The organism is Paenibacillus sp. ov031 (genome assembly GCF_900143165.1).
Taxonomy (GTDB): Bacteria; Bacillota; Bacilli; order Paenibacillales; family Paenibacillaceae; genus Paenibacillus; species Paenibacillus marchantiae.
In genome coordinates this window covers 66146-79376 of the sequence record NZ_FRDO01000011.1, presented here as the reverse complement: position 1 = coordinate 79376, position 13231 = coordinate 66146, and the positions used below count along the sequence as shown (strand labels likewise).

Sequence of the window (13231 nt, the reverse complement as noted above, 5' to 3'; positions counted from 1 at the left end):
GTTGTTGTTTTTCCTGCTAGAAAGATCCTCTACTACCACTGTGCGAATGACCGCCTCGGCTGGTACCTCCGCCCCCACCGCCACCTCCGCCACCGTTATTGTTGTTCTTCTCAATTTTGCGTTTGGTTACAGTAGTACGAATATACCGATCCTGACGATCGATTACACTGGAAGTACTTGAATCTTCATAGGTCGCCCGATTGACCGTCACACGTCCGCCAGAACGGTAAGTCATAATCCCAACAACAACGCCTCCTATTAATACCGATACTCCTAATTGGAACCAACCGTTAAATAAAATATTGTTCGGGTTCACACCAGGTTCATACCCCATATATTTATAGGAAAGCTTAATATATTTCTCAAAAGCGAGTTTGTAATCCCCACTAGATAATTCAGAGGTAATCCTGCTTCGGATTGATTGCAGCCGACCGTTGTCCAGATAATCTTCAGCTTTATAGAATCCAGCCAAATACACTTCCCGATTATTCATGTCCATCGTCAGAATGACCGCATTTCCATTCGCTTTGTCATACCCAAGAGCGTGCTCATCATAGAAATCCTCTGTCAGCAGCTGTACATCCTGATTCTGTGTATTATTCGTTGTCAGAATAACAAAATCCGTCTGCCTCTCCGCCCCATACTCATTCGCCAATGCGTTCAGTTCACCTTTCTCCTGCTCGTTCAGCAGATTAGCTTCATCGTAAATCAGGTTCTTGCTGTCTGCTGCCGATACAACTGACATTGGAATCAATGGAGACACGAGGGTAATCACCAATAAAATGAGTGCTGCCATCCATGCCAGATGTTTTCTTTCCCTCACAGGAATCCACCTCCCATCATCCAGGAGACCAGTTTCAATGACAACAAAGAAACGGCTGAAATACCTGCGAACCATCCGGCAACTTTAGCTTTGCTAATAGGCGGTTTACCAACCACTTTACCCGTCTGTCCATTCATGGCAAAGGTATACTGCGAACGATTGTAGTCATAGTAAACCATCCATACTGGGAGCAGCACATAGTCTGCATTTTTTAACGTAGTATCAATCTGTTTGTCCGTGTAACTAACACTGTTATAACCAGAAACCGTTGATGCAATATAAGAATCGATATAAGAGCTCGTTTTTTCCTTGGCGCGCGGGTATAGTTCCTCATCGGTATAACTATATTTTTCCGCAATATACCCGGCGAGATACGGTGTTTTGAAAAGCTTTAACTGGTTATAAGGAAATGGCTCCAGCTTATCCATCAGTTCATCTTTCATTTTCTCCGATGCATCAATGGGCAGATTCACATAATTCAGCCGGATTCTCCGGTAAATATCGAAATGCTGCGTTTCCGTGTAATGGTAATCACCCTGCGTGTAAGTTCTGATCTTTGTGCCACGGCCATGAACTTCGATTTTGTTATGTAACTCATATAACCAGAAAGGCACATATATCCCGGTAATGCTCTTGACTCGGTCAGCCGTCATGAATCCGCTAGGTGTCAGCAAGCCGTTTCTGCACCACTTTTTGAACGCCTGCTTGGCCTCATCCTTACTGATCGAAAAGGGTAAGACCATGGCCGGTGCCAGATCTCCCGTCAGTCGATCACTCAGAACAACGGCAGCTCCACAGAAGCTGCATGTCGTTGCACTTGTCTCCGGCTCAGTCACAATATCGGCGCCGCAGCTGTTACAGTGATACTCCTTGACCTCATTCTCCGTGAACACCTGTTTCTTCAGCGGATCGGGGATCTGTTCGATGTTATCCTGTCGTCCGCAGCTGGGGCAGGATAACGCTCCAGTTGCACTATCAAAAAGCATTCCACTGCCGCAGTTGGGACACTTGTACTCGATTACCGGCATTTGCTCACCTCAATGTTTAACGAAATGTATTACATCATATATCGTTATTTATCTTCCAATTTCTTCTGAATTGCTGCAAGCTCTTCCTCTGGACTCGGCGTCACCTGTGCATTATTACCCGCATCGGCATTCATTTGCTGCTCCAACTGCGCAATTAGCACATCCAGATCATCTTCCTGTGCCCCAGCACGCAGTTCAGCCAAAGCCTCAGCTTCATTAAGTGCCTGATTCGCTTTGTCTTCCATCGCCTTCAAAGCAGCATTCGCATTGGCGGCGGAGGCGTTCCGTTCATTGGCCTGTTGTTGCGCATTGGCAGCCGCCATTCTGCCCTTCAGCTCCGTATGCCGAGCTTCCAATTGCCCCATATCCGCCACCAGCTTCTCGTGCATATGCTTCATCATTTTGGCTTTGGCAGAAGCCCGATCATAGGCAGCTTGTAATTCATTCCGTTTCTTAGCCTGCTCTGCCTTCTTTTCCAAAAAACCACGTGCCTTGGCTTCATCACCAGACTCCGCAGATTTCTCTGCATACCGCTGTAATTTCTTAATCTCTGCACTGCATTCGTCCAAAGCCCTCTTCGCCCGGCTCTCATCCGAGAGAACCGCAGCCGTCTCTGCCTTCACCTGACCCAAATCACTGCTCAAGCTCCGCATATATTCATTCACCGTCTTCTCCGGATCTTGCGACCGAGCCAGCGCATGGTTCATATTCGCTTTCATCACGTCCCTAAACCTCGATAAGATTCCCATCATTCGTTCCTCCTTCGATCAGTTCATATGTACTATAATACATGAATATGGGGATGAAGGTTTCATTTACTGCCACTGCAACCATAAATCTGAAGTAATCCAAGCGTGACACAATCTCCTTACATTATAAAAGAAAAGACGATCGCCTATGGCGTCGCCTCATTAACTAAAACCTCTTCCGAAATCAGTGATTTCCTTTTCATCATTCACAGTTCTTCTATAAATTTGATACTTTCCTCTGCAATTAGATCCGGATCAGTATCATGAACGTAATGACCGTTATGTAACAACAGATAGCGCCCATTCTTCACAGACTCAACATACTTCACTAAGTAATTTCGCCAATTCTCGACAGGTAATTCCTCTCCATTCGATATAAAAAAATACATGGGCACATCCGGAATACCTCGTTCTAAAACTTGTGATGCATTATTCCTAATCATTTTAACTTCTTCATTCATGTTCAGTGTCTGCGTTTTCTTATAAAATAATGCCCTATAGATCTCCTCCTCTTGGGAGGACAACCTCTTCTCTTCAATTGCAGCGGACGAGTTAACGATGTCGGGGAAAAAACGGGTTATTCCGACACGAGCTCCTAGGCTTGTAAGGCTCATCATACCAGCTGAAGGTAGAGGATACTTTTCATAAACTTCTGGAATAGCAGGATCAAGACCATTAATAGCCTCAACTTCGTTTGGATACATTTGTGCCCAATATAGTGCTTCTATACCCGACATGGAATGCGGAAACAACACATAGGGCGGTGTTTCTCCCGCTAACGTCAGAGCTGCTCTGGTTTCTTCCAACATCGTATTGATATCACGGGGGGCCTTTGCCGTTGGACTGAAACCGTAGCCTGCCTTCTCAACAACAGCAATCTTGTATTGATCCGACAATCTGGAATAGAGCGCCTTGAAATCCAATACAGGAGAAGATGTGCCCCCACCTGACATAAAGACCAGTGTATGTTCTCCGGAACCTTCTGTATAGACATGCATTGGGTGATTATTAACATCAACCATTACACCTGGGGGTGATAGTATAGCCGATTCTTTCTTTAGTTTAATTGTATGATTCGTGAAACTAATCGCTATGAACAAAAGCAGGATACCCATTAAAGCCAAGACACCATAACCCATTCGTTGTACAATTTTCATTACATTCCCCCAACATTCTGTCCCATTTCCAATTATTATAACATGTGTTCATAGACGTATACTTTACTAGGATTCCACGGGAAGGCTCTCCACCGCTGTGAAGAAGACATCCAGCAGATCGACGTCAAAATTAGCATGAACGTATGCGGCAATCTGCGCCAGTTGTGCTTCCCGTTTGAAAAATCCGAATATGGTATTCCGTCATCTTTATCACACTTCCAAGGAGGAGAGTACATCCAGATAATCTGTTTGCTTGTCAGCATAACTGAATCCGTCAGGAGCCAGGGATGCCATTCCTCTGCAAGTTGGCTATAATAAGGAAAGCCCTCTGGTCTGATGTACCGGCAGGAACCATGAATGATTTTTATAAAAGGCAGGAAAATTATGCGTACACGAGTTCATATTATCGCTCCTTACGAATCCATGACCACTATTATAGAAGAGTGCATTCCGCTATTTCCCCAGTTAGCCATTCAATATGAGGTGGGCGACCTGATGAAAGGCGCCGAATTGGCGGCCCAGGCTGAACGAAACGGAGCGGAGATTATGATTAGCCGCGGCGGTACTGCACAACTAATCAAGGAAGCCGTAACCATTCCCGTCATTGATGTGCAGTTATCCGGATATGACATGATTCGTTCGCTAACGCTGGCGAGCCAGTTCAACGGCCAAACCGCTATCGTTGGCTTTGCCAATATTACTTCAGGGGCACAGTCGATTATCGATCTGATGGAACTGCCTTTAAAGGTATATACCATACGCAGCTCGGAGGATGTGGCAAGGCTGCTGCTGGAGCTGAAAGCGTCAGGGTATCGTCAGATTGTTGGCGATGTTATCACCGTGAATACAGCCAAAACCTATGGAATGGAAGGATTGCTGATCCAGTCTGGCAAGGAATCCATTCTCAGAGCGCTTGAAGATGCACAGTTGGTATATCGGTACTTGAGCAAAAATCACGCGATATCCATCATACTGAACAACCTGGTTACCCAGGAGCATCCAAATCTCATGATCTTGGACGACCAGAACGAAGTTGTATTCGAGAATTTAACTGATTTTGAGCAGAATCCGCTTACCGATAATCAGATTTACCTCACCAATACCAACCTGGATTTCCATCAATCCCAAGTTCAAAATGTGTTCATCGTGGATGATTACCAGCTTACGGTGACGGCCTACGAAACGACGTTAAGTAAAAAAACCTATAAAGTATACTCCCTTGAAAAAGGACAGCCCTATGCTTTTGCACAATTCGGCATAACGGCATATACCGATATATCCATGGAGCCGATTGTTGCCGAATCCCCTGCCATGCAGGCCGTATTGAAGAATATCCGGGCGCTTTACGAAAACCATGAACCCATTTATCTGCTAGGCGAAGCGGATTCGGGCAAGTCTTTTCTGGTAAAACATATTCATCAAATGTACTCCAGCGGTGGGCTGATGCTCCAAATCGATCTTGCCCAGGTTCCTCCAGGACATTTGCACAAAATTCCACTTTCCAAAGTGCGAAACGTAGAAATTAATCTTTTGGAAAATGGTTCGAAAGATGAGGAGTTGATCTCATTCATTCAGACCTGTCTACAGAGGCAGATCGGGGTATTCATCCTGGGGGAACAGGGATTGAATCCTAATAAAACGCTGGATGTCGAGCTGAATACGATCATTATGCCGAGCCTTGTGGACAGGCAGGAGGATCTTGCGCCACTGATCCAGCACTTCCTCAGCGATTACTACCAGAAGTATGGGACAGTTGCGGTGAAGATGAAAGAGGACGCGTTGCAGCTAGTTAAGGATCAAGTTCCGCATATGACTGTAAACCAGTTGAGACATCTAATCAAACAGGCTGCACTGAATGAACAGGACTACGTGATCTCAGCCGAGACCTTATCACATCTGCTCGGTGAACAACCCTCATCCAATACGATGAAACTCAGTGGTACGCTGAAAGAGATCGAAAAAGAGATTATTCAACTCGTTCTACATGAGGAAAACAATAATCAATCCAAGGCGGCCGAACGCTTAGGGATTAACCGTGCCACGTTATGGCGTAAACTTAAAGAGTAACTTTAGGTTTACGCTTTTTTTACGATTATATGTGTTGCATAATTAAACACTTATAACTATTACTTAAAATTTACAATAATTAAGTGTTGCTAAAATAAACAATATGAGATAACATAATCCCTGCAAACGCTTTATAAAAACGATTACTTCATAAGGAGCCACTACTATGAACATTAAAGCAACATTAGATCGTATTCCTGGCGGTATGATGGTTGTTCCCCTGTTGCTCGGTGCAACCATTAACACATTCTTTCCGAATGCTTTGCGAATCGGGGGTTTCACGGAAGCCCTGTTCGTAAATAGCTCAAGCACATTGATCGCCCTGTTCCTGTTGATTGCTGGTACGCAAATTACGTTCAAGACGGCCGGTTCTTCGGTTGGTAAAGGCGTTACCTTGCTTGTGTTCAAGTGGGCAGTTGGTGCAGTATTAGGTTTGATCGCCATCTATTTTGCGGATTCCAATGGTTTATTCCTTGGTTTGGCGCCGCTTGCTATTATCGCTGCAATGACGAATTCCAATGGTGGACTGTACATCGCGCTGGCTGGACAATACGGCAAAGAAGATGACAAAGCGGCTTATCCGTTCCTCGCACTCAGCGACGGACCGTTCCTCACCATGGTTGCTCTTTCCATTTTCGGTGCGATGGGCTTTGCCAACGGCATGTTCTCCCCGATGGCTTTTGTAGCCGTACTGCTTCCACTGATCGTCGGTGTTGTTATCGGTAACCTGGATCGTAACCTTGCTGATTGGCTGCACAAAGGCAGTGACAAGCTCGTTCCATTCTTCGCCTTTTCACTCGGTATGGGCATCAACTTCTCGTCCATCATTCAAGGCGGACTTAGCGGCATCATGCTGGGTGTAATTACTGTATTGATTACTGGCGGCGTCGGCTACCTGCTCTTCAAAGCCATTGGCTGGAATCCCATTGTCGGAGCTTCGGAAGGTTCCACAGCCGGTAACGCTGTAGGTACACCTGCTGCCATCGTGGCTGCCAATGCTTCATTTGCTCCGATTGCCGAGATTGCTACAGTACAAATTGCTGCGAGTGTTGTGACGACTGCCATTCTACTGCCGATCTTCATCGGATTCCTCTCCAAAAGGCTGGAGAAATCAGGCGGTGTCGAGAAATACAATCAAAGACCGTCCACATAAATGCATTGAATTTAGCTGACCGGACTTATATTTAATTTTGATTTTCAAGGAGGGATGACTGCATGAAATTAGCCATTATTGCAGATGATTTGACCGGCGCCAATGACAGCGGGGTGCAGCTTGCCCGTCATGGATTAAAGACAAGCGTACTATTCAACATGGACGAAGATAACATTCGTAATTACGATGCGGTCGTGTTTGATACCGACAGCCGTTCCATCACACCGGAGGATGCATATCAGCGGGTTAGTCGAGCAGCCGAACTGCTGTTAAAGAACGGATTTGGCACCATTTTCAAAAAAATGGATTCAACCATGCGCGGAAACATCGGGATCGAGATCGACGCTTTGTATGATGTGGTCAAGCCCGATTTTATGATGATCGCCCCAGGCTATCCCAAGAACAATCGCACCATTCTTAATGGCACGCATTATCTGAACGGGGTTCCACTAGCCGATACCGAGATTGCGAATGATCCGAAGACACCTGTCACTCTTTCATATCTTCCGGATTTGCTCAAGCTTCAGACCAAGTATGAAGTGGGCGAGATTACGGTGAGTGATCTTGAATCGGGTACAGATCATATGAAGACGCAACTGGAAACCTTTAAGGCAAACGGCATTCCCTATATCCTCGTCGACTCGACAGATGAACAGCATTTGGAGCAGGTTCTAAGCATCACCAGCAAGCTTGATTATTCATTTGCCTGGGCAGGATCGGCGGGAATTGCGAACTACCTTCCCACTCATTACGGCTTGGGAGCCAAATCTGCGGAATTGACCATTCCGGCAAACCCAGGTCCGATCCTCACCGTTGTAGGGAGTGTGAACAAAAACTCTCGTGAGCAGCTCAAGCTGTTGCTACAGAAAACCGACGTATCATCCATCCCGTTCCACTCGTTCAAAGCCGTATCGGGTGCAGCAGATCGTGAGCAAGAAATCGATCGTGTGTATGAGGAAGTGATGGCCAAAGCCGTAGAGGGCAATGACGTTGTCCTCTATTCAACCGCCGAACAGGTAGATATTGAGCTAGCACGTGCTAAGGGTGAAGTCAGAGGACTTAATCACACCGAGGTCAGCAATGAAATTGTACGGGCCATAGGTGAAATCTGCGCCAAGCTGCTGGAGAATGGGTATTTCAAAGGTGTATCCATGACGGGCGGAGATACAGCTAAGCAAATCTGTATGAAGTGGAATATCAGCGGTTTTGAGCTGCTTGATGAGCTTGAAATTGGTGTACCGATATCGAAATTTATTGGAATTGAGGATCTGCACGTGATTACCAAAGCGGGCGGGTTCGGCAAGCCCGACGTCTTCATCCATGCCATTGAGAAATTAAAAGGAGGAGTTACCATATGAAACCAACCGTAGGAATTACAATGGGCGATGCAGCAGGTATTGGACCCGAGATCATTATGAAAGCATTGGGCCATCAGGAGGTCTACAACAATTGCAATCCACTCGTCATTGGCGATGCAAAAATATTGGAGCGTGTCCTGCCTGTCATCGGATCGAGCCTGAAAGTAAATGCCATTCATGAACCATCCGAAGCCAAGTATGAATTCGGTACTGTGGACATTATTGATCTGAATCTCATTCCTGCAGATCTGGAATATGGAAAAGTATCTTCCGTTGCGGGAGATGCAGCATTTCAGTTTCTGGCGAAAGCCATTGATCTGGCGAAAAAACAGCAAATTCACTCCATCTGCACGGCGCCTCTGAACAAGGAAGCCCTGCACCTAGGTGGGCACTTGTATCCAGGTCACACCGAGATTTTGGCTGATTTGACCGATACCGAGGATTTCTCCATGATGCTGACTACACCCAATCTGCGAGTGATTCACCTTACGACGCATATGGGTCTGATTGATGCCATTGCCAGCATCAACCCGGAAAGAACATACACTGTGGTTAAACTGGCTCATGATACTTTGAAAAAAGCTGGCTTCGAAAATCCGCGTGTAGCTGTTTGCGGTATTAACCCGCATGCAGGTGAGAACGGACTGTTCGGTAATGGTGAAGAGGAAGAAAAACTACAGCCCGGCATCGAACGTGCGCAAAAGGAAGGCATTAACGTCGTTGGTCCACTTCCGGCGGACACGTTATTCTTCCGCGCTGGCCGTGGCGATTTTGATATCGTTGTGGCTTGTTATCACGATCAAGGACATGCACCAATTAAGGTCATGGGCATTGAAGAAGGCGTGAACATTACGGTGGGTCTCAAAGGCGGCATTATCCGTACTTCTGTAGACCATGGAACAGCCTTTGACATCGCAGGCAAAAACATCGCCGATGACAAAAGCATGCTGGCCGCCATCCGTTCCGCCATTGAACTTGCGCCCAAAACGCAAATTTAAAGTAATCCAAGAGATATATACAGTAACGACCGTTCCCCATTCTTCTACTGGGAAACGGTCGTTTTGTGTACAAGCGCAGTCAGTGGATATGGACTTTTCGTAATCATCATCACATACCTTAAAGTAAAAAACGATTGAGGGTGTATGAACTCCGTGAACAATACTTCCCTGCCATCTTCTACTATGGAGAAACCCAACTTTCTCGTCATTCTTGTAGATGAAGAGCGTTATCCTCCTGTATATGAGAGTAAAGAAATACAGGCATGGCGTAGAGAAAATCTGATTACCCAGGAACGTTTAAAGTCTCATAGTATGGAATTCCATCGGCATTATATCGGAACAACCGCCTGCTGTCCCAGCCGGGCTACCATTTTCACAGGTCAGTATCCATCACTGCACGGTGTCAGTCAGACTGTCGGCATTGCCAAGGAATCGTATGACTCTGACATGTTCTGGCTGAATCCTAATACGGTGCCTACGATGGGCAATTACTTCCGAGCAGCAGGATACCAGACGTACTATAAGGGAAAATGGCATATATCCAATGCGGATATCATCTCTCCCGGCATCCACCAAAGCGTTCCCAGTTACCACCCCCTGACCGGGGTTCCTGAACCCCAGTTGGAAAGCCTGTACCTTCACGCGAGTCGTTTGGAGGACTTCGGATTCTCCGATTGGATCGGCCCTGATCCCATAGGCAGAAACCCTCGAAACTCCGCTTCCTCCGCCGCTTTTGGCTTAAGTGGACGGGATGAGGTATACGCCGCCGAAACAGTTCATCTCATTGAGTCCCTTGATCGCAGGAAGAATGAACACCAACAAGTCGAGCCCTGGCTCATTGTCTCTTCCTTTGTGAACCCCCATGATATTACGTTATATGGTGATCTCGCCGCGCGCCTACCCGATTTCAAATTCGAGGTAGATCCGATGCCCGCAGTCGACGCTCCCCCGACAATACACGAGTGGCTGGGTACCAAACCACGTTGTCAGGCAAATTACCGAGACTTGTATCCAAGAGCTTTACAGCCTATCACCAATCAGAGCTTCTACCGCCAGCTATATTACCAATTGCAAAAAAATGCGGATTGCCAAATGTTCAAAGTGTATGAGGCTCTTACGCGCTCCTCCTTCTATGACAATACCATTGTTATTTTCACATCGGATCATGGCGACCTGTTGGGCGCTCACGGCAATCTTCATCAAAAATGGTACTGTGCCTATGAGGAATACCTTCATGTTCCTTTTTTGATTCACAATAAACAACTGTTTCCCGAGCAACAACATGTGCATAGCCTGACAAGTCATGTCGATCTGCTGCCAACCATGCTGGGTCTGGCCAATATTAACGTTTCCGAAATCCATGGACGATTGCAAAAGAATTTCAGTGAAGCCCGCCATTTGGTAGGACGTGATCTCACGCCTCTTGTTTATGGAAATAATAATCCGGCGCTGACCCAGCAACCGGTCTATTTTATGACGGACGATGATGTCACACGTGGTCAGCACCAAACCAATCCATTAGGCATGCCCTATTCGTCTGTGGTACAACCCAACCATATCGAAACCGTAATTACCACCCTTTATAAAAACAACAAACCGGAAATCTGGAAATTTTCCCGGTATTTTGACAATACTCAATTTTGGAGTCAGCCTGGGGTAAAAGATGTCATCACACAGCCCGTTGGAAAGCCCGCTTCAGGACAATGTGTAACGTTAACGAAAACAGAGCCGGTACAGGATGAATATGAATTGTACAACTTGACAGATGACCCGCTGGAGACCTGCAATCTCGCCCATTCCGCCTATGCCACTGCGCAGACGATGAACATTCAGCAATGGATGATGCAACTTCTGGAGGAACAACGGAAACAAAAACGTTTGTATCCTCATCAATCTACGATATAGAGATTTGGAGAAATAACATCTCTATCATTCGTTAAACCAAATCGTAGACTTATGGAAATTGCAGCTAATAACATGTGCTCGTTTCGTTAAATAGTAATAAGCTAAAAAGGATGTCCTCGTCATGTTCATGACTTATGGGACATCCCCTTTTATATATTTATATTAATATTGAAATGGAGACTCATCATCCAAGCCCAATTTCGTTATTTATCTGAACCATACAATCTTAGCTCTTCTGCATCATCCGAAAACCGGATCATTTTTTCAAATTTTAATCCCAGTTTTTCAAGAAGCTTTGCAGATTTTTGATTATTTGATGAAGAGATCGCCACGATCCGATCGAAGCCCAGCACCGTTCTTCCATGGTCCAATGTTGCCGCAGCCGACTCGTACGCATATCCATTCCCCCAGAACTGTGGAAGAAAAGCATACCCGATGTCCACATCTTCCAAAGAATCTCGTTTGATCAGCCCACAAATCCCGACCGGAACACCATCCGCTTTCCGCTCCGTCAAGAACAGCCCGAACCCTAAGCGGTTGTACATCTCGACTGGGCCATTCAGGATATATTCACGTGCGCCTTCCACGGTTCTCACACCTCTGTCGCCAATGAACTCCAGCCAGGAAGGATCATTCAAAAGCTCAAGCATAAACTCCCCATCATCCGGTGACAGCCAACGAAGGTTTAACCGATCTGTTTCAAGAACTTTCAAGAAAACATCCCCCTTCTGGAGCATGGACGATGAAACCCACCAGAATATAAATGTTTGGCCCAATACTCTCAATAGATAACATTATACTGACCCTTAATCTTACTTCACAAGTTGATACAACAAAAAAACTAATGTATATAAGGAGTCACCTTATCGATCGTACCAATATCCAGGAATACCTCTTTCCAGACGCATCAGCGCCTCAAGATAAAAATAATCGCCCCAGATCGTGTAATCATCAGGTGAATCTCCACCTCTTACGGAGTATGAACCATGCTTCAGCAGACCCTCCGCTGTATCCGAGCCCTGCGTGGAATAATGATTAAATAAGGATTTCATGGACGATTCCGCTGCTTTCCGAAAAGCCTCCCGCTCAGGATCGGCTTCATCAAGCCGTCCGGCAATTTCTAGCAGACCACAGGCAACAATAGCCGATGCAGAACTGTCCCGTTTCGGTTCAGGCGTCTGCGGGGCATCAAAATCCCAATACGCTACTTCGTCCTCCGGAAGATGGGCAAGGAAATAACGGGCAAGACGTTTGGCTGTCTCCAGCATCTCTGTACTTTGCAGATAGCGGCTGCACAGTGCAAATCCGTATATTCCCCATGCCTGTCCGCGAGTCCAGGTAGAGCCATCATTGTAGCCTTGATGCGTACCGCCTCGAATAGCCTCTCCGGTAGCCTGGTCAAAATAAAAGGTATGATAACTTGAGTCGTCTCCACGAACGAGGAAGCGGCGGCTTTTCAGTGCATGCAGTTCGGCAACGCGGCGATACTCCTCGTTATTGGTCTGCTCATACGCCCAGAACAGCAGTGGAAGATTGAGCAGGCAATCGATAATAATTCGCCCTCCGTTATTCACATCACCTTTCCGCCCCCAGGCCTGAATCAGTCCAGCATCCTCCCGCCAGCGTTTCATCAGCATATCGGCTGCCTCCAGCGTGAGTTCCCTTGCAGCGACGTCATGCTCCACAATCCATTGTGCCTTAGAAGACAACGAATAAAGGAAGCCAATATCATGATGATCGAAAATAATTTTCTGTTCCATTCGCCGACGGAAGTTATCGACGCTATTCACGGCAGCCTCACGAAACCTCGGGTCCTGAGTATACTCCGTGCATAACCACAGGATGCCTGACCAGAACCCTGCCGTCCACTCCGTATTATCGTTAAGCACATAATGCTCATCCCCATTACTAACATGGGGAAAGCGTCCTTCGAATCGATCTATATTATGCCGAGTGACATGGAGTGCATCTTCAATAGCTTTTTTCCACATGG

Annotated in this window: 11 protein-coding genes; 5 read left to right on the top strand and 6 right to left on the bottom strand. The window is 46.3% G+C overall.

The window, feature by feature from the left end; all coding sequences use genetic code 11:
• Positions 1-16: 16 nt before the first annotated feature.
• The 4 genes from BUA17_RS28980 to BUA17_RS28965 all read right to left on the bottom strand — a co-directional run bounded on the left by BUA17_RS28980 (position 17) and on the right by BUA17_RS28965 (position 3757).
• A complete protein-coding gene (locus BUA17_RS28980; protein ID WP_244552248.1) occupies positions 17-745 on the bottom strand; it encodes a TPM domain-containing protein in 729 nt (242 codons plus the stop codon).
• A 74-nt stretch (positions 746-819) separates the two neighbouring features.
• Positions 820-1851: a TFIIB-type zinc ribbon-containing protein gene (locus BUA17_RS28975; protein ID WP_063566469.1), complete on the bottom strand. Its 1032-nt coding sequence runs from the start codon at positions 1849-1851 to the stop codon at positions 820-822.
• A gap of 44 nt (positions 1852-1895) precedes the next feature.
• Positions 1896-2600, bottom strand: a complete 705-nt coding sequence (locus BUA17_RS28970; protein ID WP_170867965.1) for a PspA/IM30 family protein — start codon at positions 2598-2600, stop codon at positions 1896-1898.
• A gap of 206 nt (positions 2601-2806) precedes the next feature.
• On the bottom strand, positions 2807-3757 hold the full coding sequence (locus tag BUA17_RS28965) for an alpha/beta fold hydrolase (protein WP_072735781.1): 951 nt from the start codon (positions 3755-3757) through the stop codon (positions 2807-2809).
• A gap of 384 nt (positions 3758-4141) precedes the next feature.
• On the opposite strand from BUA17_RS28965, the gene BUA17_RS28960 reads away from it, so the two are divergent.
• The 5 genes from BUA17_RS28960 (at position 4142) to BUA17_RS28940 (ending at position 11238) form a co-directional block, all read left to right on the top strand.
• Entirely contained in the window at positions 4142-5824 is a 1683-nt protein-coding gene (locus tag BUA17_RS28960; RefSeq protein WP_072735813.1) for a sigma-54-dependent transcriptional regulator, read from the top strand.
• A 166-nt stretch (positions 5825-5990) separates the two neighbouring features.
• Positions 5991-6977, top strand: a complete 987-nt coding sequence (locus tag BUA17_RS28955; protein WP_072735780.1) for a 2-keto-3-deoxygluconate permease — start codon at positions 5991-5993, stop codon at positions 6975-6977.
• 62 nt (positions 6978-7039) lie between these two features.
• Positions 7040-8335 (top strand): four-carbon acid sugar kinase family protein, encoded by a 1296-nt coding sequence (locus tag BUA17_RS28950; RefSeq protein ID WP_072735779.1) that lies wholly within the window; start codon positions 7040-7042, stop codon positions 8333-8335.
• On the top strand, positions 8332-9333 hold the full coding sequence (gene pdxA, locus BUA17_RS28945) for a 4-hydroxythreonine-4-phosphate dehydrogenase PdxA (protein WP_072735778.1): 1002 nt from the start codon (positions 8332-8334) through the stop codon (positions 9331-9333). The genes BUA17_RS28950 and pdxA overlap by 4 nt, the downstream gene beginning before the upstream one ends.
• A gap of 144 nt (positions 9334-9477) precedes the next feature.
• Positions 9478-11238 carry a sulfatase family protein gene (locus tag BUA17_RS28940; RefSeq protein ID WP_170867964.1) on the top strand — a complete coding sequence of 587 codons (1761 nt, stop codon included), beginning with the start codon at positions 9478-9480 and terminating at the stop codon, positions 11236-11238.
• Between the two features lie 203 nt (positions 11239-11441).
• Here BUA17_RS28940 and BUA17_RS28935 read toward each other — a convergent pair whose 3' ends face one another.
• A complete protein-coding gene (locus BUA17_RS28935) occupies positions 11442-11951 on the bottom strand; it encodes a GNAT family N-acetyltransferase (RefSeq protein WP_072735777.1) in 510 nt (169 codons plus the stop codon).
• A 150-nt stretch (positions 11952-12101) separates the two neighbouring features.
• Positions 12102-13229, bottom strand: a complete 1128-nt coding sequence (locus tag BUA17_RS28930) for a glycoside hydrolase family 88 protein (RefSeq protein ID WP_072735776.1) — start codon at positions 13227-13229, stop codon at positions 12102-12104.
• Between the last annotated feature and the right edge of the window lie 2 nt (positions 13230-13231).